The organism is Burkholderia sp. ABCPW 111, assembly GCF_000773065.1.
GTDB lineage: Bacteria > Pseudomonadota > Gammaproteobacteria > Burkholderiales > Burkholderiaceae > Burkholderia > Burkholderia savannae.
The window spans coordinates 1-25,040 of record NZ_JPWT01000055.1 but is presented as its reverse complement, the minus strand read 5'-3'; the positions used below and the strand labels follow the sequence as shown (position 1 = coordinate 25,040).

The 25,040-nt window shown below is 62.7% G+C and carries 19 protein-coding genes; 3 read left to right on the top strand and 16 right to left on the bottom strand.

Going from position 1 to position 25,040, the window contains the following annotated elements; translation table 11 throughout:
- Positions 1-57: 57 nt before the first annotated feature.
- From X946_RS08635 to X946_RS08565, 15 genes are all read right to left on the bottom strand, one after another.
- Entirely contained in the window at positions 58-2,823 is a 2,766-nt protein-coding gene (locus tag X946_RS08635) for a type VI secretion system Vgr family protein (RefSeq protein WP_038745873.1), read from the bottom strand.
- Between the two features lie 100 nt (positions 2,824-2,923).
- On the bottom strand, positions 2,924-3,499 hold the full coding sequence (locus X946_RS08630) for a hypothetical protein (RefSeq protein WP_038745871.1): 576 nt from the start codon (positions 3,497-3,499) through the stop codon (positions 2,924-2,926).
- Positions 3,500-3,665: 166 nt separating this feature from the next.
- Positions 3,666-7,574, bottom strand: a complete 3,909-nt coding sequence (gene tssM / locus X946_RS08625) for a type VI secretion system membrane subunit TssM (RefSeq protein ID WP_038745869.1) — start codon at positions 7,572-7,574, stop codon at positions 3,666-3,668.
- Between the two features lie 14 nt (positions 7,575-7,588).
- Positions 7,589-8,890, bottom strand: a complete 1,302-nt coding sequence (gene tssL, locus X946_RS08620) for a type VI secretion system protein TssL, long form (protein ID WP_038745867.1) — start codon at positions 8,888-8,890, stop codon at positions 7,589-7,591.
- Positions 8,887-10,236, bottom strand: coding sequence for a type VI secretion system baseplate subunit TssK (gene tssK / locus X946_RS08615; RefSeq protein WP_038746267.1), 1,350 nt, complete (start codon positions 10,234-10,236; stop codon positions 8,887-8,889). The genes tssL and tssK overlap by 4 nt, the downstream gene beginning before the upstream one ends.
- A gap of 5 nt (positions 10,237-10,241) precedes the next feature.
- The gene (gene tssJ / locus X946_RS08610; protein WP_081989447.1) at positions 10,242-10,784 is read right to left on the bottom strand and encodes a type VI secretion system lipoprotein TssJ; all 543 of its coding nucleotides are present in this window, start codon (positions 10,782-10,784) and stop codon (positions 10,242-10,244) included.
- Between the two features lie 127 nt (positions 10,785-10,911).
- Positions 10,912-11,394, bottom strand: coding sequence for an Hcp family type VI secretion system effector (locus X946_RS08605; protein WP_038745865.1), 483 nt, complete (start codon positions 11,392-11,394; stop codon positions 10,912-10,914).
- Positions 11,395-11,593: 199 nt separating this feature from the next.
- Positions 11,594-13,093, bottom strand: a complete 1,500-nt coding sequence (gene tssC / locus X946_RS08600) for a type VI secretion system contractile sheath large subunit (RefSeq protein WP_038745863.1) — start codon at positions 13,091-13,093, stop codon at positions 11,594-11,596.
- 34 nt (positions 13,094-13,127) lie between these two features.
- Entirely contained in the window at positions 13,128-13,667 is a 540-nt protein-coding gene (tssB, locus tag X946_RS08595; RefSeq protein WP_038745861.1) for a type VI secretion system contractile sheath small subunit, read from the bottom strand.
- Between the two features lie 347 nt (positions 13,668-14,014).
- The gene (locus X946_RS08590; RefSeq protein ID WP_038745859.1) at positions 14,015-15,691 is read right to left on the bottom strand and encodes an OmpA family protein; all 1,677 of its coding nucleotides are present in this window, start codon (positions 15,689-15,691) and stop codon (positions 14,015-14,017) included.
- A 2-nt stretch (positions 15,692-15,693) separates the two neighbouring features.
- Positions 15,694-16,383, bottom strand: coding sequence for a DotU family type IV/VI secretion system protein (locus X946_RS08585; RefSeq protein ID WP_038745857.1), 690 nt, complete (start codon positions 16,381-16,383; stop codon positions 15,694-15,696).
- 31 nt (positions 16,384-16,414) lie between these two features.
- Positions 16,415-16,987: a fimbrial protein gene (locus X946_RS08580; RefSeq protein WP_038745855.1), complete on the bottom strand. Its 573-nt coding sequence runs from the start codon at positions 16,985-16,987 to the stop codon at positions 16,415-16,417.
- Positions 16,980-19,724 (bottom strand): fimbria/pilus outer membrane usher protein, encoded by a 2,745-nt coding sequence (locus X946_RS08575; protein WP_052145035.1) that lies wholly within the window; start codon positions 19,722-19,724, stop codon positions 16,980-16,982. Before X946_RS08575 ends, X946_RS08580 begins: the two co-directional genes overlap by 8 nt.
- Positions 19,725-19,835: 111 nt before the next feature.
- On the bottom strand, positions 19,836-20,561 hold the full coding sequence (locus X946_RS08570) for a fimbria/pilus periplasmic chaperone (RefSeq protein WP_038745853.1): 726 nt from the start codon (positions 20,559-20,561) through the stop codon (positions 19,836-19,838).
- Positions 20,562-20,643: 82 nt separating this feature from the next.
- Positions 20,644-21,198 (bottom strand): fimbrial protein, encoded by a 555-nt coding sequence (locus X946_RS08565; RefSeq protein ID WP_038745851.1) that lies wholly within the window; start codon positions 21,196-21,198, stop codon positions 20,644-20,646.
- Positions 21,199-21,436: 238 nt separating this feature from the next.
- On the opposite strand from X946_RS08565, the gene X946_RS33490 reads away from it, so the two are divergent.
- The 3 genes from X946_RS33490 to X946_RS08555 all read left to right on the top strand — a co-directional run bounded on the left by X946_RS33490 (position 21,437) and on the right by X946_RS08555 (position 24,085).
- Positions 21,437-21,772: a hypothetical protein gene (locus tag X946_RS33490; RefSeq protein WP_152611657.1), complete on the top strand. Its 336-nt coding sequence runs from the start codon at positions 21,437-21,439 to the stop codon at positions 21,770-21,772.
- A 10-nt stretch (positions 21,773-21,782) separates the two neighbouring features.
- Complete coding sequence (locus X946_RS08560; protein ID WP_231752818.1) at positions 21,783-22,376, top strand: YfaZ family outer membrane protein; 594 nt, start codon at positions 21,783-21,785, stop codon at positions 22,374-22,376.
- Between the two features lie 224 nt (positions 22,377-22,600).
- A complete protein-coding gene (locus X946_RS08555) occupies positions 22,601-24,085 on the top strand; it encodes a PhoPQ-activated pathogenicity-related family protein (protein WP_052145034.1) in 1,485 nt (494 codons plus the stop codon).
- 75 nt (positions 24,086-24,160) lie between these two features.
- Here the strand turns inward: X946_RS08555 and X946_RS08550 are convergent.
- A partial coding sequence (locus X946_RS08550) for a YadA family autotransporter adhesin (RefSeq protein WP_038746256.1) occupies positions 24,161-25,040 on the bottom strand: 880 nt, incomplete at its 5' end.

Here is a 25,040-nt window from a genome sequence, read left to right as displayed (position 1 = left end):
TGAGAATGACAAGTGCATTCGTGCGCTGCGCTTGCATGAAGCGCAGCCATAACTCGATTACGCCCACGACTCGCCCGGTTCCTCGGTCGGAGGCGGTTCTTCGGTTGGAGGCGGTTCCTCGGTTGGAGGCGGCTCTTCGGTCGGAGGCGGCTCCTCAGTCGGAGGCGGCTCTTCGGTCGGAGGCGGTTCCTCGGTCGGAGGCGGCTCTTCGGTCGGAGGTGGTTCCTCGGTCGGAGGTGGTTCCTCGGTTGGAGGCGGCTCTTCGGTTGGAGGCGGCTCTTCAGTCGGAGGCGGTTCCTCAGTTGGAGGCGGTTCCTCGGTCGGAGGCGGCTCTTCGGTCGGAGGCGGTTCCTCGGTCGGAGGCGGCTCTTCGGTCGGAGGCGGCTCTTCGGTCGGAGGCGGCTCTTCGGTCGGAGGCGGTTCCTCAGTTGGAGGCGGCTCTTCGGTCGGAGGCGGTTCCTCAGTTGGAGGCGGTTCCTCGGTCGGAGGCGGCTCTTCGGTTGGAGGCGGTTCCTCGGTCGGAGGCGGCTCCTCAGTCGGAGGCGGCTCCTCAGTCGGAGGCGGCTCTTCGGTCGGAGGCGGTTCCTCAGTCGGAGGCGGCTCTTCAGTCGGCGGGGGCGCTTCGCTTGGCGGCGGCACCTCCGTCGGCGGCGGTGGCGGCGGCGGAAGAATCGGCTTCGTGATATCGAGGAAAAACGACGGCACCGGAATCGGCGGAATCGCGCCGCCGCCACCGCCTCCTCCGCCTCCGCCGCAGCAATCCGAATCGCCCGGATTCAGTTGCAGCGGCGCGCCTTGCACGACGACTTCATCGCTACCGATGATGCGAATCTTCGTGCCGACGAGCTTGATGGTGCCATCGGCCGTCATGGTGAGCGAAGACGCGCCGCAGACGATCGACAACACGCCGCCGACTGTCAGCGCATACGCGCCGCCGACGTTGCGCGCGTATGCGCCCCCAACGGAAACGGACGATGCGCCGCCCACCGCGACAGCATGCGCCCCGCCGACGTTCAACGCATACGCACCGCCGATCATCGTCGATTCCGCGCCGCCCACCGCGTAGCTCGCGGCTCCGCCGACGATGCTGCTGAACATGGCGCCCACCGCTCGCGTATGGGTCAGCCCGACGCCGATCGAAAAATTCTTGCCGATCGTGTGCGACTCGTCATTCTTCGTCAGGCGGTTCATGTCCTTTTCCGCCTGCATGTGGAATTCCTCGGCGCCCAGCTTGTCCTCGAAACGGATGCCGTTGTAGTTCTCGCGGCCACCCGTGATCGACTTGCTCTTGAACCCGCTCTTCGTCGCGTCGCCGGGCAGATCCCAAGGCGGCGGCGTAATGGTGTTGTAGAGACTGCCGAGAATCAGCGGCCGGTCAGGATCGCCGTTCATGAATCCGACGATCACTTCCTGACCGATCCGCGGAATGTAGATGCCGCCGAAATTCACGCCCGCCCACGCCTGACTCACGCGCACCCAGCAGGAATCCGTTGCGTCGTTGCGTGCGTAGCGATCCCACAGAAATCGGATCTTCACGCGGCCGAATTCGTCGGTCCATAGCTCATGGCCGGGCGGTCCGACCACGATCGCGGACTGCGGCCCGCTCGTCGTCGGCTTCGGCGTTTCGCGCGGCATCCGAAACACCTCGTTCGACGGCTGCACGACCAATTCGTTGTCGCATTCGTAGCGGTAACCGCTGCCCGTTTCGTCCGCAACCTCGGTCAACATCAATGCCGATTCGATGACGAGATACTCGCGGTTCGCGTCGTCGTGCTTGTGCTTCGACAACACGAACGTATGGCCGCATGCGAGACCGCGCACATTGCCCCGGCCGTATGCGCGCGACCCGGTAGCGCGGCGCTCCTCCATGCGCACGCGGCTAATGAGGTCACCATGTTTGCTATCGGTGTAGTCGCCCGGCCATTCGAACAGCTCGCCTTCCCCCCAGTTCGTTTCCCGCGGCTGGTGATTGGACGTCACGAGGCTCGCGAGCGGACGCGTGAAATCGAAGTCGTCGATCACGACGCGGCCCGGCCGCAACGCTTCGTCCGTCGAAAAATAGTTGATGTACTCGATGTCGATCTTCCCGCCTTCGGGATGATGCGCGATCTCGTGATAGGCCTCGCTCGGCGCTTTGCGATGCCCGCCGATGTGATCGCACAAGACGAGGCGATGCTTGTTGTCCGAATGCTCGAAGAACCAATAGATCCCCCACTCCTCCATCAATCGCTGGATGAAGTCGAAATCGGTTTCACCGTATTGCACCTGGAACGCACGCGGCTCGTTTCGGGCGCTCTCGCCCGCCACCGAATACTTGTCGATGTCGAGCCGCTTCTCGACCGGGTAAGGGTAGTCGTGCAAGACCATGTCGATGATCTCGACGGCGCTCTTGTCCTGAAAAATCTTGTAGTCGCTCGTCAACGTCGCGAGCCACAGCCAGGGCCGCAGCTCGATACGATAGACGTTGTAGCGCCCTTCGCCGCGAAGGAAGCCCGCCTTGACCACGAGACCGCTGATTTCGCGCGCTCCCGCGCCAACGCCCCCTTGCGCGCCCGTTCCGATTCCGTCGAGCTGAATGCCGACGGTCATCTCCGTGCCGATCATCGCCTTCAGGTCGAGATTCGCGCTCGTGGCCAGCGGAACGTGGAAATCGTCAGGCGTTCGCAGGAGCAGTTCGTACGTGTAGAGCTTTCCGAGGTGCTCTTCACCGCGCAACGACAGGAACTCGAGCGCCGGCTGACCGAGCAGCCGCGGCATCGCGCCGCTGCGGATCATCACCGTGCGGTTCTGATTCGTCCGTCCCTTCGAAAGATGGTTTGACATGCAGTCTTCTAGCTCCCACTTACCTAAAAACAAATGTCCGGACCGAGGCGCGCGTCCGCACCGATGCGTCGCCCGCTGCCGAACCGATTCGATGCACCGTTCAAGATTCGATTCCGCCTACGCTCGACGGATGTCTGATGCGCACACGAGCGCGTCTGAGCAGCACGTCGACGAGCAGATTCGCGCCGATGCTCAACGCGGCGTCGACCAGATGGTCCGCAGCCAGATCGAGATCGATCGACACGCGGGCGTCGACCACCTTCCGTCCAAACTCGACCACGCATCGCATGCAGTAGACCGCCCGCGGCCCGGGTATCTCGTCACCCGCTCCGGGCGGATCGATCGCGGCCACCCGCCCGACGGGCGTCGCGTGGGCGCCGAGCCATTCGCCAAGGACGCCGGCGATCGTCGCGAGGTTGCCGCAACTGCTCAACGCGGCCACCATTTCGCCGTCGACGTCCGGCATGCGCCACGCGGCGATCCATAACGCTCGCGCAAGCTTTCTCGAATGGGGCTGCCGACGAAACGCGACGATCTCGCGATACTCGCGAATTCGCGTGCGCAGTGTCGTGCAGTTCGACGCGATTGCCCGCTCGAGCGCCTGCGTGGAGAATTCGTGGCGGCTCGGGAGCTTGTCAAACGTGTAGGTGTAGATGTCGGCGTTTCGTATGTTCATGAATGTGCGCAAACGTCATGAAAACCCTGCTCTGCTTCACGGCGGAATGCTCCGTGCATCCCGCTTTCGCGCCGCCGGCCACCCCGCGCGCTCGGCATCGCGGCTCCGCGACGATGCGCACCGCCCACGCACGCGCGGCCGATGGCGCGCTTCGCGCCGCATCGGCTCAACTGATGCTCCCCGGGCAGCGGAAATTCGTCAGCAAGCCGCTCGTCAACGGATTCATCTGAGCGTTCGTTCTGAGTTCGAGGGCCGCGCGCCGGCCGTCGAAATCAAAATCCAGCATCAAGCGGCTCGCCGATGTGGTACCCGTCAACCGTCCGCGCTCGATCAGGCGAAACAGCGCCCAGGGCCCCGTCGTTGCGATCGTCGACGTATCGGGCCGAATCCGCGGCTTCGCGGTGATTTCCGCAATCGCGCCGCCGCGCGGGCCGGGCCAGCCCACCGAGAACGGCAGGACCGGACCGTGCACATAGCGCTGCGACTGGCCGTCGACGTCGACGATCAGCTCTGTGATCTCGGGGTCGATCGACGCCACCTTCGCGTCCATCTTCCACGCCATCCGCTTTGCGCCTTGTTCGCGAAAGAACACGTCGCGAATCGCGGCGGCACGCTCAAACGGCTCGAGGCTCGGCCCCCGAATCGGCGGCATGCCGGGATTCAGCGCCTTATAGCGCCACGGCTTGGAGTTGGTGTCGACGTGCGCCGCAAGCGCCTTCTGAAAAAACTCGTCGAACAGGCCGCCCGCGGCGAAGAGGCGGTTGAAATCCTCGATGTCGACTTCCTGATTGCTCCGCGCGAACGGATACTTGCCTTCGACGGTGGCGCGGCACGCCTTGCCGACGCTCGAATCCACCTGCATCGCGAGCAGCGAACCCGCTTCGCGCCCGACTTTGTCGGCCGCTTGCGCCGCGATGCCGCCCAGCACCGTTCGCAGCGGCGCGGGCAGCTTCTCCGCCTCCATTTGCAACGTGGTGCCGATGTCCAGCGCGGGCGGCATGCTCTGCGAGGAGAGCGCGTTGTCGGCCACGACGAGGCGCGTGTACTGTTCGTTGATCAGCGTGAGGATTGCGTCGAGCTGCAGCGCCTTGCCGCCCGGCGAAATCGGCGCGTCCGTCATGGTCGGGCCGCTTCCCGTATCCGCCTGCCCCGTCACCATCTCGCGCAGCGCCGCGAAGCGGTTGTCCACCAGTTCCTTCTCGAGGCGCTGTTCCGGCCGCCGCGCCGCGAGTTTCCGCGCGCCGTCGGCAACTTCCTTCGCCGCGCCGGATCGTCGCCCGAGGGCCGAAAGCGCCGTGTCGGCCAGCGACGCATCTTCCCGTGCATCGACGACCGACAACGATGTTTCGCGAACGACGGCGCGCGCCAGTCTCACGAGCGGCGAATCGGGCGCGGCGAGCGCGCGCAGCGTCGCCAAATCGAATGCGAGCGTGCCGCCCGCGCCGTCTTCGCCGAACGAGGCGGGCCGAATGTCCGCCAGATACTGCTGCCAATAGTTGCCGTAATCCGTCAGGTACTGGCGGCGAATGTCGTCGGCCAGCGACGACCGCCCTGCGACGACCTTCGCGTTGCGGATCGCGTCGCCCCACCGCGCGGCGGAGCCGGCGCTCCCCATCACCCATGCATCGTCGCTTTGCGCTTGGGCGAGAAATTCGGGCAGCCGGGCGCTGAACACCTGATGGTAGCCATCGTACGTGTACAAGCCGGGCACGCCACGCTGGAATCGCGAGCCGTCGACGAGCCTGAAGATCCCCGCACCCTGAAGCCCGACCGCGCGCGCGAGCGTGAAGTTCTCCGGCGCCTCGTTCTCGATCGCGGCCATCGCGCGCTCGTATAGCCGCCTCGGCGCCGGATTCGCGTTGAGAAAAAGCCGGACGCGCTGAACGAGCGCCGCGTTCTGGCGTCCGCTCGGCTCGAACGGCTTGCCGTCGACGAACAGCGCATCCAGGTGCCGCGCCATCAAATTGCGTCCGCCCATCTCGGCCGCGCTGTCCGACCGCTCCCAGTCGCGCATGACCCAATCCTTCACCGCCTTCGCGTCATGGCGCGCGGCGTCGTCGAGCATCAAGTAGATCGTCAGCGTGCGATAGACCTCGTCCGCATTCTTCGCATCGATCTGCGCACTCAGCACATTCTCGACGCGCCGCACGATCTGCGGCAGGAGAATCCGGCGCAACAGGCTCCGATAGGTCGCGTCGGACGCGTCGACGATGCCGGGCGCGACGTACAGGCCGTAGCGGAAACTCGCGCCGGGCGCATCGAGATCGAGATCCCGGTATCGCGGAAGATCGCGGGAACCGTCCAGCACCCCCGCAACCGCTGCCGGCTTCGGCACCTTGTTGTAGGCGTCGACTCGTGCGGCGAGGGCGGTCGTCTTCTCCGAAATCGCGTCGAGATAACCGCGATTGTTGTCGTAGCTCACCGCAAGCGAACTCGCCAGCCAAACGAACAGCGCCACGGCGAGCAAATGTCCCGCCCAGCGCATCAGGCGAAAGCGCACCTCCCACGTTACGTTCGGCCGAACCAGATGCGCCTCCGGCACGATCACGTGCTGGAACACATCGCGCAGAAAGTAGCTGCGGCTGCCGGTCGTCGCTCCATGGCCGCGGGCCTGCCCGCCTGCGTCGCCGCCGAGCATTCTGCCGAGCTGGCGCTTCAAGCGCTGCAGGACGGTTTCGCGATCGGCGGCCATCACCTGGTCCGTCTGCTCGGCGCTCGTGAAATAGACGCCGCGCAGCGTATTCTGCAACTGGGCGTCGTCGTAACGCGAATCGAGAAACACGAGGCCGAGCATTTCCGTCAACGCCGCCGACAAGCTCCTGAATTCCTGCGGCAACGCATACAGCCTCTTGCGGCGATCGTTTTCGTATTCCTCGAGCAGCCGGTTATTCAGCCCGGCGTCGATACGCCTCTCCAGTCGTTTCATTTCATCGACGCAATGCTCGCGCAGAACGCCGGTCGCGCTCTTCCCGCTGTCCGCGTCGTAGGGCAGCGTGAACCCCCAGATCTGCGTTCGCCCCTCGGCCGTCAACGACTGGAAATACTCGGGAAAGCCCGGCAGCAAATCGAGCTTCGTGACGATCACGTATACGGGAAAGCGAATGCCCAGTTCCTGATGCAACTCGCCGAGGCGGGTGCGCAGCGCGGCCGCATGCGCGGTACGCTCGGCCTGCGTCCGTGCGACGAGATCCTCGACGCTGACCGACAGGACCACGCCGTTGACGGGCGCACGCGGCCGATGTTTGCGAAGCAAACCGAGAAAGCTCTTCCACTCTGCTTCGTTGGCGGCCGTCGCCTGCTCGTCGCCGGGCACGTCGTGCCGGACGTAACGGCCCGCCGTGTCGATCAGCACGGCCTCGTTGGCGAACCACCATTCGCAATTGACGGTGCCGCCGCGCGCGCGTTCTGACGACGCCTCCATTTGATCCGCGAGCGGAAATTTCAGACCGGAACGCGCGATCGCCGCGGTCTTGCCCGCACCCGGCGCGCCGACCACCATGTACCACGGCAATTCATACAGATAGCGCCCGCTTTCGAGCAAGCGCCGCCAGCCGAGCGCGCCGCCGCGCAGGCGCTTCAACTGACCGATCGCCTTCGACACCGCCACGTTCACGGCACGGATTTCCGCTCGCCCCGCCGTGTCGGCCTTGCCCGCCGCCGGATCGAGAATGCGCTTGAGCAACGCGTCGTTCGTCCGCACCGCCAGCCACAGGCGGTAGAGGCCATACGCGGCGTAACAGAAAAGAATCACGGCGACGATCAGCACGCGCACCCATACCGGGGCGAACGGGTGACGATCGCCGAACGCGAAGAGCGGCCCGGCGTGCCAGATCAACAGGCACACCGCGGCGACGCCGACGGGGCTGAGCGGCCACCGCATCAGCCGGAACGCCAGGAGCGCCGCCAGCAGGACGATGACGGCGACGCGCACCACGACGCCCGCAAGGGGCCGCAACTCGTCGAACGCGAGCAAAGGGCCGACGAACCATACGGCGGCGGAGACGAACAGCACCGCGATGCATGCGAGCATCTGCCACGAAAAGACGAACTTAAAAAAACGTTTCAGGTAAGACATGCCGGACTCCTGCGTTACAGCGTGACCGCGATTTCAACGCGCCGGTTGCGGGATCGGCCGGCAGGCGTCGCGTTATCCGCAACGGGCTGCGCGTCGCCCCGGCCTTCCGAGCGGATACGATCGGTCGGCGTGCCTCGCTGAACCAGGATTCGCGCAACGTAAGCCGCGCGCTTTTCCGACAGCACGAGATTGTTCGGGACATCGGCGCGCCGAATCGGCTGGTTGTCGGTGTGCCCCGTGACCGTGACCTTGCCGCCGACGCGCGCGACTTCCTGCGCAACCTTGTCGAGAATCGGCTCGATCTCGGGAAGCACGCGGCTCTCGCCGGAACGGAACATCGAGTCCCCCCTGAAGATCACGACGCTGCGCCTATCGTCTTCGTCGACGGTCAATAGACCGCGCGCGATCTCGTTCTTGAGCAACACCGACAGGCGCAAGCGCTGCGCGGGCGCCGTTGGCTCGCCCTTCGCGATCGCCAGAATGCGGGCTTCGAGCGCGTTGCGTTCGGTGAGCAGCCGATATTGATAGAACGCGAAGAAACCGAACAGCAACAGAAACACGAACGCACTCGTCGCCCACGCAGGCACGCTGCGCAACAGCGCAAGCTTGCCGGGCTCGGCGCCGCGCCAATGCGGCGACAATTCCGGCTGAAGCGCGTCGCGCGCGCCGGTAATGAGCGTCCACAGACGCTGGCGAATCTGTTCGAGATGCCGCCGGCCGTCCGCGACGACGCTGTAGCGCCCCTCGAACCCGAGACCTAGCACGCGATAGAGAATTTCCAGAATGTCGACGTACTCCTGAGGATCGGTCGCCATGCGCCCGATCAGCAGGAAGAACTTCTCGCCGCCGTCGACCTCGCCTTCGTACGTGATGAGCAAGCTTTGCGAAGCCCACACGCCGCCGCCGCCCCAGCGCGTGCGATTGGCCGCCTCATCCAGCGCCGTGCACAGGCAATAACGCACGACCGCCATGTGCTTCCAGGGCAGATCGGCCTTTTCGCACAAGTTCTGGAACAAGGCCACCTCGCGCACGAGAAGCGTGCGAAGGCTCGCGACGGCTTCGGACGTGTCGAGCGTCGCCGGCATGTCGGCCAGCATCCTCAGCAAGGGATTCCCTGCTTCGAGGAACGGATTCGCGGCCGCGCGAACTTCGTCGAGACGATGTTGAACGTTGACCGACGCAGCCGTCCCGTCGCGCACCGGCTCCGCAGCAGCCGCCTTCGGCGCGGATCGCGCGCGATCCGCGGCGGCGCTCGCACCGCCTTCGTCCGACGTGAGGAAATCGAACGCGGCTTCGTCAAAGGCGCCCGAGCTCATTTGTGACGCACTCCCCAAAGTTCGAGCTTGAGTTCAGGGAAATGGCCCGCGATGTGCATCGCGAGTCCGCCTTGCTGCGCAATTTGTTCCCAGAACGGCCCCGTGCGGGAAAGCTCGTAATAGATATAGCTGGAGTTGAATGGAATCTGCCGCGGAGGCACCGGCAACGGAATCATCGTCATGCCCGGCAGATGAGAGCGGATAAGCTCCGGCAGCCGCTGCGGATGGCTGATCTTCGTTTGAGATGCGAACTGTTGCTGCAATACGTCCGGAGACATTTGCGCGCCGACCGCGAGCACGAGACTCGAATAGCCCGCAAGCTCGGACGGCAGCATCGTGGCCACGCGAATGCCGTGCGGCTGCTCGGTGAGCGGAATCGGCTGAGCGCCGCGAATCAGAACCTGGTTCAACAGGTAATGCACTTCGTCGACCAGCGGACGAATGCTCGCGTACAGCTGCGCATGATCGTAGCCGGGCGTCGGCCGCGGCCGGCGCGTTTGCGGACGCACGAACGTCGACAGTTCGCCCGCCAGCATCGACAGCTCGCGATAGAGCGTCACGGGCGGCATCTCGCGAATCCTGCAGATGTGTTCGAGCAGCGGCTCATACCGGTTCAGCACCTGCAGCAACAGGTAATCCGCCACTTCAGCCGCCGCGCCCGCGCGGCCGTCGCTGCCGGACAGACGTGTCGCGAGCGCGTCGGCGCGCAGTTTCGCGAGGCCGTGCAACTGGGTCGCCCATTCGCGCAGCAGCGGGCTGGCCCCATACTGGCTGACGGGCGGGATGTGATCGCCGTCGTAGAGCGCGACCGAACCGTCCGCGTGCAGCGTCTTCACGCGCGTCAACGCGATGCCGATCCAGGATTGGGTCAGCTCCTTTTCAGGCATCAGCCGAAGCCGCATGTTCGCGAGCTGCACGGGCTTGGGCCCCTGGCCGATCGCATTGCTGTCGCGCAATTCGATCTCGAACGCCGAATAGCGCGCAAGCGATCCCGCCTGTTCACCGAACGCGGTTTCCTCCGTATTCGGCAAACGCAGCGGCACCGCGAGATAGATCACCTGGTCCTGATGCTCGGGAGCGATCGTCAAGGGCGGCGGCGGCGGCGTGTGCCCCGGCACATCGAACGGCGTTCCGTCGGGAAATATTCCCGTCCCGCTCTTGAAGACGAGCTTGCCGAACGATAGCGACTCCTGATCGATTTCATAGCGGCTGAATCCCCAGAAAAACGGGCTGAGGGCCGCGGCTCGCTTGTGTGCGAAGTATTCGAAGTAACGTTCCTGTTGCTGAAACAGCTGGGGAAGAAGAAATAGCCCCTCGTTCCACACCACCTTGTTATGCCAACTCATCGCAATCATTCCAATTCTGTAATCGATACGGTCCGCTGCCCGACATCGACGTTCAACTTGACCTTCGCTCTCGGCATGAATGCCCGGTACCATGCGTCCTCCGGAACCGGCCGTAGCTTATGAACCGCCCGCCACACCGATTTGCCGAGTTCTCGATAACCGACCAGCACGCCGATCGACGTCGCTGCGGAATTGGCGCGTCGATGAACGTCTCGGGTGTCGCCCGGGCGCATCACGAATTCATCAACGGCGATCGCGTCGTCGCCCAACACTTTCCGGCTGTCGCTCTGCAGCGTAAAGAAATCGGCGTTTTCAAATGCACCGGCCGATTTCAGTTCGTACAGCCGCACCATCACGGGTGCCGGGCGTTCGTACTCATCCGGGTTTGATCCGTCGCTCACCTTGATCTTCACGGTCAGATCGGCTGATTCCTTGTGTGCCGGCCCGCTGGCACAAGCCGCGAGCGACACGCACACAGCTGCCGCCGCAATCCGCCTGACAGCGGTTCGCCTGGCCGCTTCGCGGCGAAAGAAAAATTGGGAAACCATCTGGATGATCCTGTCGCACCGGGGCAAGCCGCTGTTCGTGGCGCCCGTATCGCGAGCGCCATGGACAGCAGCCTCCGGGCCTCGCCGGTTGCCGACGAGGCCCGTTCCGGATAACCGGCGTTGAGGGTTAAGCCGCGTTCTTCTTGATGTCGAAAGTCGCGGTGATTGCGCCGCCGCTGCCGCCCTGCGCGTTCTGAACGACGTACTCCTGCTTCAGGCGGGAGAACGACAACCGAACGACCTCGCGCGGGCGCGACTCGTCCTTAGCCACGCCGGACGGGCTCACCTGGGTGACGAGCACATCGTTCATCGTGAGCTTGACGTACTCGAGCGGGCTGCCGCCCGCCTTGCGCACCACGAGCCGAGCCTCGTCGATATGCTTGCCGAGCAAGCAGTACTGAACGAGATTCGGGCTCGCGCGATCGATGTAATGTTCGAAGTGCAGATCATCGATCGTCGCCTTGCCCGCGCCGCCCCCCGAACCCAGGTGCATGTTCGATTGCTGACTGACGTTCCACGACCAGCTCAAGACCTCGATTTCACCCTTGTGGGTTGTGTCTTCCGCCTCACCGTCGATACCGTTGATCTTGAGGAAAATGTCGTGCGACATGGCATACTCCTTCTTATTGCGTTAATTTTCAGTACTACTGAGCCAGAGAGATTTAACGAGCGCCTGCCCATCGCTCCGCCGAACAACGGTCATCGCCATTCGGCTTGCTCTTGCGCCGCCCGGTGGCGTACGCCCGCGACAATGGCGTGCATGACGCGGCCGAGTACGCCCGCCGTCACGATCGTCCGGACGGCATCCGTTACGCCGCTTCCTTGACCGAGGGCAGCTTCGCGACTAGACGCAGCGATACGGTCAACCCTTCCAGCTGGAAGTGCGGACGCAGGAAGAACTTCGCCTGGTAGTAGCCCGGATTGCCTTCCACGTCCTCGACGACCACTTCGGCCGCAGCCAGAGGACGGCGCGCCTTGGTCTCCTGCGACGAATTCGCCGGATCGGCGTCGACATAGTTCATGATCCATTCGTTGAGCCACTGCTGCATGTCCTCGCGCTCCTTGAACGAACCGATCTTGTCGCGCACGATGCACTTCAGGTAATGCGCAAAGCGCGAGCATGCGAACAGGTACGGCAGGCGAGCGGACAAGTTCGCGTTCGCCGTCGCATCCGGGTCGTAGTACTCGGCGGGCTTCTGCAGCGATTGCGCGCCGATGAAGGCCGCGTAGTCCGTGTTCTTGCGATGGATCAGCGGAATGAAACCATTCTTCGCGAGCTCCGCTTCGCGACGATCCGAAATCGCGATTTCGGTCGGGCACTTCATGTCGATGCCGCCGTCGTCCGTCGGGAACGTATGGCAAGGCAGGTTCTCGACGACGCCGCCGCTTTCGACGCCGCGAATCAGCGTGCACCAGCCGTAATGCTTGAACGAGCGGTTGATGTTGACCGCCATTGCGTACGCGGCATTCGCCCATACGTACTTGCGATGATCGGAACCGTCCGTCGATTCCTCGAAATCGAATTCGTCGACAGGATTCGTGCCGATTCCGTACGGCAAACGCGCAAGGAAACGCGGCATCGCCAAACCAACGTAACGCGCATCCTCGGAATTTCGCAGCGAATTCCAGGGCGCATATTCGAGGTTCTGCGTAAAGATCTTGGTCAGGTCGCGCGGATTGGCCAGCTCTTGCCACGAATCCATCTGGAGTACCGACGGCGATGCGCCGGTAATGAACGGCGCATGCGCGGCGGCCGCCACCTTGCCGATCGACGAAAGCAGATCGACGTCCGGCGGCGTGTGATCGAAGTAGTAATCGGCCACGAGACACCCATACGGCTCACCGCCGAGCTGGCCGTATTCTTCTTCGTAGATCTGCTTGAAGAACGGGCTCTGGTCCCAGGCCACGCCTTTGTATCGCTTCATCGTGCGGCGCAGATCGTCCTTCGAGACGTCCATGAAGCGGATCTTGAGTTTCTCGTCCGTCTCGGTGTTCGTCACCAAGTGATGAAGACCGCGCCACGCGCTTTCCAGTTTCTGGAAATCGTCGTGATGCAGGATCAGATTGATCTGCTCGGACAGTTTTCGATCGATCTCGCCGATGATCGCTTCAATGCTCTTGTACGCGTCGTCCGACAACGTCGCCGAATTGGCGAGCGCCTGCTCGGCCAGCGTCTTGACGGCGTGTTCCACCGCCTCGCGCGCCTGCTCGGTCTTCGGTTTGAACTCGCGCGACAGCAGCGCATTGAAGTCCGATTGCGTAGCGATCTGCGCATCGGCGGAGCGCGCCTGAGATTCACGTGCAGCCATTTTCTCTCCTATGAATCGATTCCGGTTTCGGGAATCAGTGCTTTTCCTTCGATTCCCTGCTTTCCGCCTTGTCCGCCGCGGGCTTCGGCGCCTTCGCGAGCGCGCTCAGCAGCGCGGGGTCCTTGAGCACCTTGCTCACGAGGTTCTCCGCGCCCGACTTGCCGTCCATGTAGGTCTGCAGATTCGCAAGCTGCGTGCGCGCGTCCAGCAGTTGCGACAGCGCGTCCACCTTCTTGGCGATCGCCGCGGGGGAAAAGTCGTCCATGCTTTCGAACGTGATGTCGACCATCAACTGGCCGTCGCCCGAAAGCGTATTCGGCACCGAGAACGCCACGCGCGGCTTCATCGCCTTCATGCGCTCGTCAAAATTGTCGATATCGATGTTGAAGAACTTGCGATCGCCGACTGCCGGCAAAGGCTCGATCGGCTTGCCGGACAGGTCTGCAAGCACGCCCATCACGAAAGGAAGCTCGACCTTCTTTTCGGAACCGTAGATCTCGACGTCGTACTCGATCTGGACGCGAGGCGCGCGATTGCGCGCGATAAATTTCTGTGAACTATTGGATATAGCCATATCTTCTCCAGCTTGAAGTCGGAATGAAAATCAACGAACAAGTATTCCTCTGCATTGCCCGCGCAATAGAAATTCGCCGAACGTCACGCCTTCAATTTCCCCTCTTAATGGCGTTGACGTCGTATCAAATTCTCCTTTAGCGGAAGGCGGTTCAAAATCAGACAAGTTTGAAAGTTTCCGAATCGATTCGTGAATGCGCGCGCCGAGCCGCGCTTGCAAAGCGCGTGCGACGCCGAGGCGGGCTCTCGTCAGCCGCCTTTTTCGGACCTCGTCACTATTCGATTGAGCGATCGGCGCGCATCCGGCCGTCGCGGCGTTCCCGCGCCGCCCGCATCGCGCGGCCGCGCCTACAGTTCCGTGTCTATCGCTTTCTTGTCCGACGCGACATCCGGAATCAGCAAGATCTCGACACGTCGGTTCTGTGCGCGCCCCCAGGGGCTTTCGTTTCCGGCAATCGGGTGCGTGTCGCCCGCCCCTTGCACGATGAAGCGCGTCTTCAGCACGCCTTGATCGACGAACCAGTCGCGAATCACGCGCGCACGCGCTTTGGACAACTGAAAATTGTTCGCTTCCGATCCGGCACTATCGGAATGACCCACGATCAGAACGCGCTGCTCCGGATTGGCGAGAATCAACCGCAATGCATGTTGTAACTCACGCCGCGCGGCGCCCGGAGAAAACTTCGCCTCACCGGTCGCGAACAGCGACACCGTGTCGATGCGCATCGCGACCGACTCCGCGCGCCGCGAAACCAGCGCCGTATCGAGCTTGACCAGCAACTCCTGTCCTCGATAGAGCCCCCAGCCGACCCCGACCGGCACCCCATTGAGCAACGTATGCACGATTGTCGAGCGATCGTGCTCGAGGCGAGCCTGCACGAAACGCTTTTTCCCGATCCACTCGTCGGGTGCGCTCCGATATTCGGCCATGTCGCTCGCCACGCGCTGGATCATGCGGTAATTCATCCAGGCCGATACCGCAACGGCAATGCCAAGCGTCGAAACGGTCGAAAACACGAGAGCCGGCACCAAGCTTGCGCGACAGGAAACGATATCGCGCGCACCGCTCCATCCCTCCCGAATACCGCTTTCGGCGACCTTCGCCACACGCGGCACGGGAAGCGGCGAAGCCGACGATTTGGTCGTGCGGATATGAAGGCCGGTTCGAACGGTCAGCCACCGCGTCCATGCTCCCGGACGTATCGGCTGCCTGCCGACGTCCGCGAGCGTCAGTCCTTTCAGCATGAACGGCGGCGTGTTCGCCAGCGTGGACATCGACGACAGCAACGCCGTGGCGTCGAGCCAGTCGAACACCGCAAGCCCCAGCGCGCTGTGCGCCGACGAGCCGGCTCGCGACGGCCGAAGCAGCTGTTGTCGGACCGTCGCGAGCAGCTCGCCTGCTTTCGACGCGGCATTCGCCTGCCTCACGCCAATTTCTATCGCATCGCCCACCCACTTCGGGCGCGCGCCGTCGGCGCCCTTGAATCCGAGACACGTGTAGACGGCGAGATAGCACGGCAGAACGTATTCCGAATCGGGGTAGCAAAGCGATTCGCGAAGCTCGGCTCGCCACTTCGCGAATGTCTGCCTCATTTCGCTTTCGTCATCGCTTTCCGATACGAGCGGCAGCACGGCCGCGTCAGGAAAGCGACCTCGCGACGCCTTGATGCGCGCCATCGCGTCTCGCAGTTGCTCGACGGTATCGGCGCGCAGCCAGAGTGCGCCGGCTTCGCGTCGCAGCATCGCATCGTCTCCTTTGCTGTCGAAAAGCGACGAGGCGTGAGGGCCGGCCACGACGATCACCGCCAGTTCGTGATCGTCGATGTCGGCTTCGACCGTTCGATCTTCTCCCGTCGCACGCATGCGTTCGAATATCTCGATCGCCAGCACGACGGCGGCAATGATCAGAACGATGGTCAGCACATGGGGCCACTCAGGCTGCATGTTCAACGGCAGGCAAAGGCTCGCGAACACCACGACAGGAATGGCGCCCCATACGAGCCAAAATCGAATCTGATGCGACATGCTCAATCTCCCGATTCCCGATGAATCGTTGCTTCATCCGCCAACGTGACTCCCACCTGCTCCACCTCATGACTCAAGCGCTCGTCGATGACGAGCCACATCGTCATGAGCGCGGCGAACGCGAGCAAACTGCCTACGATTCGCCAAGACCGCCCGCGCGCTGCCTCGTGCGATACCCCCCCCTCAATCCAAACCTCGCCCGCTCCCGGCGTTTTCTTGCCGAACATCGGCTTCGCTTCGGATGCCGGATCGTCCGCAAGCACGATCCCTTTCTTGTCTTCCAGAAGGCCGAGCTCATAGAAGAGCGAATACATCTCCAGCAGTTCGGCGTTCGCCGAATGCATCTTCAGCAGACGATCGACTCGCGCACGCACTTTGCTTAGCCCATCCCGAGTGGAATGGAAGCGGAACTGGAGGAGCTCGCGCAGCCACTCGTCCTGTTGTTCGGACGACAGACTGCGCATCGTGATTTCATCGAGCAACACGCATTGCGCGAGTCCCAATTCGTTCGCGACGCCGCCACGATAGCCGCCATCCTGCATGGCCTGCTCGAACTGCTTGACGAGCGCGATGCAGCGCGCGCGCCAATCATGCACGCGTGAAATGCGCGCACCCTCCGTCAATAGCGCGATGTGGAGCATCGTGTCCTGCAGCAGCGTGCGCAACGATTGCGCGGGCATTTCAATCGACATGTCTCGACTCGAATAAACGGATCTCGAATGCTCAGTGCATCTGGATCACGAAGGTCACATAGGTGCGCACCTTGCCCGCACCTGTCTTTCCGGTTGCGTAGTAGCGCGCAAAGAAGGGGATCGGCGTTGGCGTCGACGCTTGGACAGACACCCCCTTCATCGTCGACACGTCGCCGACCTTGATCGGCGAGCCGTCGCCGTTCACGAGCTGAATCTGCACGCCGGTGGCGCTCTGTCCGTCGCTCGGGTCTTCCACGTCGAGATTGCCGTTCTCGCTCGTCGTGGGTCCATTCTCAAAAAAGGTCACTACGTTTCCCGCATATCCGTCGCAAAGCACGGAAATATCGAACGCGGTCGCGCCGGCGGTTTGTCCCGCGTTCGTCAGCGCCGACGTCGAGATGGTCGGCAATGTCACCGTTTTGTTCTCGTTGCCGTCCACGACCGTGCACGCCACCGGGTTGTAGCGCCCGTTGAACTTGATCGTCACGGTCGGGGACGGTGGCGCGGCGCAGGCCGCCGAGCAGGCGAACGTTGCGGCGGCCGTGATCGCCGACCATCGGCGCATCGCGCTTCTCATGAATTTCCGGGCGGTCATTTCAGTCATTCCGTGCTCCGTTGTCGTCGGATGACGCCTGGCTCGTCTCGTCATGCAACCGCGGCTCGCAACGCAAACGGATGCGAACGATCGCCCGGGACTTTTTTGTTTCCATTTGGGCTGCCGGCACCATGTAAGGCATCGTGCATCGCTCGGAGGAACCCGCCCCCCACTTCGCGACCAGATTGCCGGCACCCTCGATACCGCGCAGGAACGCCATCCCGCCTTGACCGACACCGCCGAGCGACTTGCCGTCGAGGTCGAACAGTTCGCTGCCCATCGGCAACGGCTTCCCGTCTTCGGTTTCCGTCGCCGCGAATACCGGCCTGCCGCGCTTGGTTTCCATCTTCACGAACACGATCGAATTGTTGCGAGGCACGACCTCCTCGCTCGTATTCGCGAGTTCGACGTCGTCCGGCAGTTCGGACGGATCGATGGCGACCGTGTTGGCCCGATAGGGCATCAACGAGGGAATCACCGCGTAGCCGAAGCGATCGATCGACGCGCCTTGCCCGTTGATCAGCTTGCCGCCTCTCGCGCCTTTCGCTTCGACTAGCGCTGCCGCCGCCCCGAGCGGCGGACTCAAAGTCACGCCGCCGCGATGCAGGACGACCGCGCCGTTCGCACCGAACGATGCCTGGCGCGTGCGATTGTCGACCGACGCGTTACCGTTGTACGTGCCGAACGGCGAGCGATATGTGCCGTACACCCCGAGCGACGCGAAATTGCTGTCGCTGCTGACCGAACGCGACACGTTGACGCCGTAGTCGATCGGCACCGCGTGCGCCGTGCTGCCCGACAGATTCGCCTGAACCGAACTGTCGCCGTTGGACGCGCGAGACAGCGAAGTCATCAGCGAACTGAACGCATTTCTCTTCGTATAAGCGTTGCTGCCGAGCGGAACCGACAGATTCACGCCGACCTGGGTCACGTCGCGATCGTCGCTCGAGCGGCTGCGCTGCGCGTAGATCGTATACGAGACGCGTTTGAAGGTGCTCGAAAATCCCGCCTGAAACTGCAGATCCCTTCCTCGGCCGTTCCAGTAGTTCAGCAGGCTGCTGGAAACATAGGCGGAACTTCGATCGCCGATTCTCTGGTTGACGTTCAGCTGCAAGCGGGTGCGCGCCCGATAATCGCTTCGCCACGAGCGCTCTTGCGCGTCGTAGCCATAGCGCGCCATGACGGCGTCGGCAAGGCTGTAGTAATTCGACGTCGAATATCGATAAGCTGCCACGGAAAAATTGGTCCCGGTGGACGGCACCATCTTGCCGTACGACACATGCGAGCTGAAGCCGCTGCGCGCGCCTTGTCCAGGCAAGTTCGTGCGCGCAGACGTGACATCGAAAGCGAAAGCGCCAATCGGCGTGTTCAGCGCGACGCCGATCAAGCCCGACGCATAACCCGTCGACGACAGCAGCCCCGCATAGCCGGTCAGCAGATTCGTCATGCCGCGCTGATAGGTCAGCTGCGCGACCCACGGCTTGCCGTTCGACAGCGCGTCTCGATACTGGCCGACGGTAACGTTGAAACGTTGCATGCCCGGCCGCAAAAGTTGGCTCACCGATGCGAACGGCACGGTGAAATGCTTCGTCCTGCCATCCGATTCGGTGATCGTCACGTCGAGATCGCCGCCGTATCCGGTCGGCGGCAAATCGTCGAATTCGAACGGCCCGGGCGGGACGCTGGCCTCATAGATCACGCTGCCGCGCTGCCGCACGGCCACGCGCGCGTTCGTGTCCGCGACGCCGCGAACCGTCGGCGCGTAGGATTGAAGCGACACCGGCAACATCCGGTCATCGCTTGCCAGCTGCACGCCGCGCACGCCGAACGATTCAAAGATCTCGCCAGTCGTGTAGCTGTCGCCCAGCGTGATCTGGCTGCGCAGCGCCGTGAGGTCCCGTTGAACGTAGGTTTCGAGACTGCGCCAGCTCATGCCGGCACTGCGGTTTCCCCACATCAAGTTCGAACGTTGGCGAACGCGCCAGGCCCCGATGTTCACGCCGGCTTGCAGGCCGAGAAAAAGGCTGCTCGTATTGCTCCCGAAAAATTTGTTTTCGCTCGCATAGCCGCTGAGGTTGTACTGCAGCAGGCCGGCATTGATGCCGTTGTCCCAACGGGACGGGTCCACGTAGCCTCGTGCGGTCTTGCGCATGTCCACTTGCGGAATGGTCAGATCGAGCGTGAGCTCGGCGCCGTCGAACGTATACGTCGCGTCGGGCAGCGCATCGCGCAAGCCGATGCACGCGTTCTCCGCGATCGCCGGTTGCCGGCCCGGTTCCGCATCCGTCGCGACGCGCGCGGCATCGAGACGTTTCGCGACGAGGTCGCTGTCCACGCCGAGCCGATCCAGCGTCGCGCGCGTAAAGCATGGCGCCGCGCTGTCGCTGCCGTGCACGTTGCGGAACTCGACGTCCAGCCTCCCGCGTCTTTCTCCGTTGACCGTCAAGTCGACCGGGTAGATGCCGGCCACCACCGGATTGCCCCGCTCGAAGCGCGACAGATCGATTCCGCCGCCCATGAGCAGGCGCGAATTGAAAGTCACGGCCGCGGCGGTTGAAGCGGACGCATGCGAAGCGACCAGCAATGCCTTCCGGTCGTTCGTCAGCGGCGCTCGGTCGGGCGACGCCGCGCTCGCCGCATCCGGCCGCAAATGGTCGCCAGCACGCATGCCGTCGAATTCCGCCGCGTTGGCCTGAATACACAGCGATCCAACGCCGCATGCAACAGCCCCGGCGGCGATCATCATTTGGCGGCGACATGACAGTCGCGACTCGCCGCCGCGATCATCCGCCGACGTTCCTCCACTTGCTGCTCGGACCACTCGTTCCCCCTTGTCGAACCTTGTTCGTCCGGCCGCTTATTCCGCGGTTGCCGTACCCGCCACTTCCGCTCCGTAGTCATTGAGCAGCTTGTAGGAAATCTCGGCATGCGCGGACAGCCTCGAGGTGTCCTGCTTGCTCACGAATTCCCTGCTGCCGAACGGAGCGACCATGCCCGGATCGAGCCGCACGCTCCTGTCGCCGCTTTTCACGGTCGCCTGACTAATCGAGATGTAGTAAGGAGAACGATTCTCCGCACGCAGCACGCTGACGCCCTTGTCGTTGCGCACCACCTTCCACGTAAGCTGCTCGCGCGCCTGCGCTGCGTTTCCGTCTTCCAGCGCCGACGGACGAAAGAACAATTTGATGCGCGTGCGAAACGCGAGCTGCAACAGGTTTTGGTCGGCCGCTTCGGTCGGCTTCGGAGGAATTTCCAGAACGTTCAGCCAATACACAGATTCACGATCTTTCGGCAAATCGTCGCCCGTATACATGACGCGCAATGTTTGCCCCTTCTTGGGCTCAACGCGAAACACGGGCGGCATGAGGACGAACGGCACCTTGATTTCGTTCGGACTCGCGCCCGCATTTCCGTCGTCGATCCACGCCTGCACCAACACCGGCGACTGCTCGACGTTGGTGAGCCGAACGTTGACCTCGCGGCTGCTTTCCGGATAAACGACGCGTGTTCCGGTGATGACAATTGCAGCGTGGGACAATGTCGAAGCGAGGCAGCACGCCATGGTCGCCGCGGCGACGCTCATTTTCCATAACCGCACGCATACCTCCCGTGATTGATTGCATTTCCAGGGAACGCCTGGTTCCCTGGATCTCCGTTCGTTTTATTTATTCGTAGGCGAGCGTGAAGAGCGCGTGCGACTCGACCTTACCGGCAGTGGTTTTATCCAATGCGTAGTACTGGCCGCCATAGATCATGGTCGCCCCACGAGCGTCTTCCGTTCCGGAGACATCGAAGAAACGACCAGTCGAACCCACCGGCAGCGCGGTGCCGTCGGAATTGACCAGTTGAACCGACACATTCGTAGCCGCGCCATCTCCCGCGGCCTCGTTTTTCAGCGTGAGCGTGTCGGGATCTACGTTTTCCATTTCGAAGTGAGCGGCGACCTTGTTGACCTCTGCAGCACACTTCGAAACCTTGATTTCAAAGGACGTCGAACCAGCAACATTTCCTCGCGCCGCGAGTGCGCTCGTAGAAACTCTCGGCAGTTGCACGATTTGGTCTTTGCTGTCGGCGTCGATTGTGCACGTGTTGGTGGTCAGTTCACCTTTGAAATTGACCTTCCCCTGATCGATCGACTGCGCAAACTCCGCAAATGCGCTCTGCGCCGCGACAAAACCCAACAATGCCGCAGCAGCGAAACTTACGACCTTCTTCTTCACTCAATACTCCTGCTCAAGTAATGAAAGTACGCCGACCTCGTCGGCTCAATCCATGAGATGGCACGTCGAATGACGACGGAATCTCATCGGGACCCAACAGAATCCCCGACGATGTTAGCGATCGCCTCCTCAATGCGGTATCTGACAAGTCTCAAAACGGGATAAATAGCGAAATTTCCATTCTCGGAATGGAACTTTTTTAACATTCGATGTCGAAATTGGCTCACCACCACACGCCATGCAAGTCATCAATGATTTCGTTTTTCCTGACTTGTCCCATTCGATTCGCTCTGTGCTGGAGCAGAGGGCGGACGAGACGCCATCGTCCTTGCGGCTGCGAGCGCGCGCGCCACGAGGCTCCCGTCTGCCGCCCCTCGTTACAGAGCTTCAGCCCGGATTGCGCTCCGTTCGTTCTCGCAACAGGAAGCACCACTGGCGCTGCAACTTTGATCAATTCTTCCGGGATGAAACCGCGCGCACGGCGGACCCGAAAAATATTGAGTCCCGCTCAAAAGACGCCGGCCGCATCAAATTCACCATTCATCATTTAATGATTTTTTTATATTTGGAATAGCCTAAATTCCGTGAATCAAACTGAATCGTTAATTTTTGCAATCCGATCGAGCCGGCCGCGCGTTTTCTCGAAAATCATGCTTGTCGCATCGTCGATCGCCGTCGTCTCGGCGTTCGTGTCTCACGCTCGCGCAAGCGACTACAACGTCGCCATCGGAGACGGCTATCAAGGCCTGTCCCGTACGCCGACAGGCCCAGGATTCGGTTTTCTATTCGACGCAACGCGCAGCGGCGGCGCCTATTCAATCGGCCCGGGCCTGAGTTTCGGGGTTCCCCTGGGCGCCGTTTCGCTGACGGCCGCCGGCAAGGCCCTCTATGTCCGATCCGCCGATGGTCGAAGCGGGTTGGCGACTCCCGTCGGCGTCATCGCCCGCATTCGCACCACGCCGTCGCTGTCGCTCGTCGGGCGAGCGTTCTACACGCCTCGCTCGGCTTTCAACGCAGGGCTCGGCGCCTACACACAAGCCTCGGCAGGCGTTCGCTGGGCGTTCAAGCCGATCAATCTCGAGGCGGGATGGCGCTACGAGGAACTCAAGGGGCGCAACGGCGCGCAGAACACCCGTTTGACGAACGGCCCGTACATCGCGGCCGGGTTTTCATTTTGATGGGCACGCCCATCGAACGGATAGGCATGCGAAGCATCCCGCACGCCGGTCCCCGCTGGAAGCGGCATGCTGTTCGTCTTGTCGCCTCGTGTGCGGCGTAGGAAAGAGAGACGCGAGCGGCTCGAACAGTCGTCGACATTCCCGATTGAAGACGCCAACCGCGCTCTATGCTTCGTCGAAGATCGCCCTCGGAATCACATCGTTTCCACCCGGAGGAACCGGACATGAAGAAGATTGTCGTTGCAATTTCCCTATCGACATTGTCGATCGTCTATTCGCACGCCGAGGCCGCGTCGATGGCCGTTCCGTGTCGAGCCGACGCGCATCGCGATTTAACCGACACGCTCGCGTGTTACAGACAAACGGTGGAAAGCCAGCCGTTGAACTATACGATGACGAGCATCGTGCAACTGCCCGGGGTCGAACAGCGAACGTACCGGCTTGTTTCGCAATCGTGGTCGCCGGAGCAGCTCGTGCAACCCGACGCGTGGCTGCACGATGTCACGCTGTACATCCCTCAGGACGCGCTGCCGCATCGCGCGCTCGTGGTCGCCAATAACGGTACGCGGCATTCCGGTGCCGGGAAAGAGCCCATCGCGCCAAACGATTTCCTGCCGGACACGCTGACGGATATCGCCAGGAACACGCGCGCGGTAGTCGTTTCGGTGAGCGATGTGCCCAATCAGCTTTTGACCTACACGGACGACGGCAAGCCGAGAGCGGAAGACGATAGCGTGGCGCACAGCTGGACTCTTTTCATGCAGTCGCCGCATACGCGCGCCGCCATGCCGTTACACGTGCCGATGGCGGCGTCCGTCTGGCGCGCGATGTCGCTCGCGGAACGCGAACTGACCGCGCTCGGCATTCGTCGCTTCATCGTCTCGGGCATTTCGAAACGTGCTTGGACCACCTGGCTCGCGCTCATCGGCGACAAGCGCATCGATGCGATCGCCCCCTTCGCGATCGATCTGCTCTCGACGCGCGAAGCGCTCGACAACATGTATCGGTCATACGGCGGGAATTGGCCGCTGGCTTTCTATCCGTATTACGCCGAGGGTATCGACCAAACTCTCGACAGCCGGGCGTTCGGATCGCTGATGCAGATCGAAGATCCGTTGTCGTATCTAGGCACGCGGCACGGCTCGCGCCTGACCGTTCCGAAGTACATCGTCAACGCAAGCGGCGACGATTTTTTCGTGCCGGACAATTCGCGTCTCTATTTCGACAAGCTTCCCGGCACGAAGGCACTGCGCATGGTGCCAAATTCTTCGCACTCCGATATTCGCCGTGCCACGCGCGATTCGCTCATCCCCTTCGTTAAACGCATTCAGCACGGCAAGCCCCTGCCGCAAGTAGATGCGGTGCAGACCGAAATGAACGGTCAAACGATACTTCGGCTGCGCACGTCGGAACGACCCAGGCAGTTGCTGCTGTGGCAAGCGACGAATCCACAGGCGCGCGATTTTCGTTACGCGTGCGGCATCCGCTATACGTCGTCGCCCATCGCGACGGCCGGCGCCCCATCGCAGCAGTTGGTTCTCGCTCGGCCGGCAAGCGGATGGCGCGCCTACTTCGTCGAAGCGACATTCGACGACGGATTCATCGCGACGAGCCAGACGTATATTCTCGGCGACGGCTACCCGAACGCGGCTCCTCCGCAAATCGGCGACGGCTGCCGAACGTTACCCGGTCGCGATACACACTCATGATTTCGGAGCCGAGCGGCGCAAGCAGAAGTCGATCGACATCTGCCTGCCGCTGCTCGCCCGGTGCTTCCTGGCGCGCTACCAGCTGTACGACGCGCCTGCGCCCCACGTCGTCGACGCCGCGCTGATGCCCGCCCCCAACCGAACCTTCAGATTCTGTCCGATGCGAGCCGACGCGCCGACTGCAACGGCCTGATATCCGAGATAGCCGCCCGTCCCGACGCCGATTGAAAACGTCTTGCCGGCGTCGACGTCCGGAATCATTGCAAGCGCGGTGGCAGCCGCGATGCCGCTGTACGCGTAACGGGCGACTTCGCGCAGCTGCCGGAAATTGACGGCATCGGTGTCGTGCCATCCATTCGCCACGTTGGTGATGTTGCGCTCACCGCCGTCCGAACCAACCGACACCGAGTTGTCGCGGTCCGCAATCGACCCCTGCCCCAGCGCGACCGAATTCGAGCCCGCCGCCTGCGAGCCGGCGCCTAACGCCATACTGTGCTCACCCGTCGCCGATGCATTGGCTCCGAGTGCGATGCTTTGATTGCCCTGCGCCGAAGCATTCCCGCCGATTGCGACACCTTGATCCCCCGACGCATTTGCATTCCAGCCGGCCGCGACGCCTTGTGAGCCGATGGCCTGCGCGCCGGCACCCAGTGCGGTGCTTTGATGACCGGTCGCCGCTGCGTTGGCGCCGTTCGCGGTGCTGTTGCTGCCGGTCGCTTGCGAACCTTGGCCGGTTGCCGTGCTCGATTCGCCCGATGCGGTGGCATCCTGGCCCGTTGCCGTGCTGTTGTCACCCGTCGCTTGCGAGCCTTGACCCGTCGCCGTGCTTGATTCACCCGATGCGGTGGCGTCCTGACCCGTTGCCGTACTGTTGTCACCCGTCGCTTGCGAGCCTTGACCCGTCGCCGTGCTCGATTCGCCCGACGCCTTGGCGTCCTGACCCGTTGCCGTACTG

What these genes read in the sequence shown, in the direction of transcription:
- X946_RS08635 (WP_038745873.1), bottom strand. Translation starts at nt 2,823, where the DNA reads ATGTCAAACCATCTTTCGAAGGGACGGACGAATCAGAACCGCACGGTG.
- X946_RS08630 (WP_038745871.1), bottom strand. Translation starts at nt 3,499, where the DNA reads ATGAACATACGAAACGCCGACATCTACACCTACACGTTTGACAAGCTC.
- tssM (WP_038745869.1), bottom strand. Translation starts at nt 7,574, where the DNA reads ATGTCTTACCTGAAACGTTTTTTTAAGTTCGTCTTTTCGTGGCAGATG.
- tssL (WP_038745867.1), bottom strand. Translation starts at nt 8,890, where the DNA reads ATGAGCTCGGGCGCCTTTGACGAAGCCGCGTTCGATTTCCTCACGTCG.
- tssK (WP_038746267.1), bottom strand. Translation starts at nt 10,236, where the DNA reads ATGAGTTGGCATAACAAGGTGGTGTGGAACGAGGGGCTATTTCTTCTT.
- tssJ (WP_081989447.1), bottom strand. Translation starts at nt 10,784, where the DNA reads ATGGTTTCCCAATTTTTCTTTCGCCGCGAAGCGGCCAGGCGAACCGCT.
- X946_RS08605 (WP_038745865.1), bottom strand. Translation starts at nt 11,394, where the DNA reads ATGTCGCACGACATTTTCCTCAAGATCAACGGTATCGACGGTGAGGCG.
- tssC (WP_038745863.1), bottom strand. Translation starts at nt 13,093, where the DNA reads ATGGCTGCACGTGAATCTCAGGCGCGCTCCGCCGATGCGCAGATCGCT.
- tssB (WP_038745861.1), bottom strand. Translation starts at nt 13,667, where the DNA reads ATGGCTATATCCAATAGTTCACAGAAATTTATCGCGCGCAATCGCGCG.
- X946_RS08590 (WP_038745859.1), bottom strand. Translation starts at nt 15,691, where the DNA reads ATGTCGCATCAGATTCGATTTTGGCTCGTATGGGGCGCCATTCCTGTC.
- X946_RS08585 (WP_038745857.1), bottom strand. Translation starts at nt 16,383, where the DNA reads ATGTCGATTGAAATGCCCGCGCAATCGTTGCGCACGCTGCTGCAGGAC.
- X946_RS08580 (WP_038745855.1), bottom strand. Translation starts at nt 16,987, where the DNA reads ATGACTGAAATGACCGCCCGGAAATTCATGAGAAGCGCGATGCGCCGA.
- X946_RS08575 (WP_052145035.1), bottom strand. Translation starts at nt 19,724, where the DNA reads ATGATGATCGCCGCCGGGGCTGTTGCATGCGGCGTTGGATCGCTGTGT.
- X946_RS08570 (WP_038745853.1), bottom strand. Translation starts at nt 20,561, where the DNA reads ATGAGCGTCGCCGCGGCGACCATGGCGTGCTGCCTCGCTTCGACATTG.
- X946_RS33490 (WP_152611657.1), top strand. Translation starts at nt 21,437, where the DNA reads ATGCAAGTCATCAATGATTTCGTTTTTCCTGACTTGTCCCATTCGATT.
- X946_RS08555 (WP_052145034.1), top strand. Translation starts at nt 22,601, where the DNA reads ATGAAGAAGATTGTCGTTGCAATTTCCCTATCGACATTGTCGATCGTC.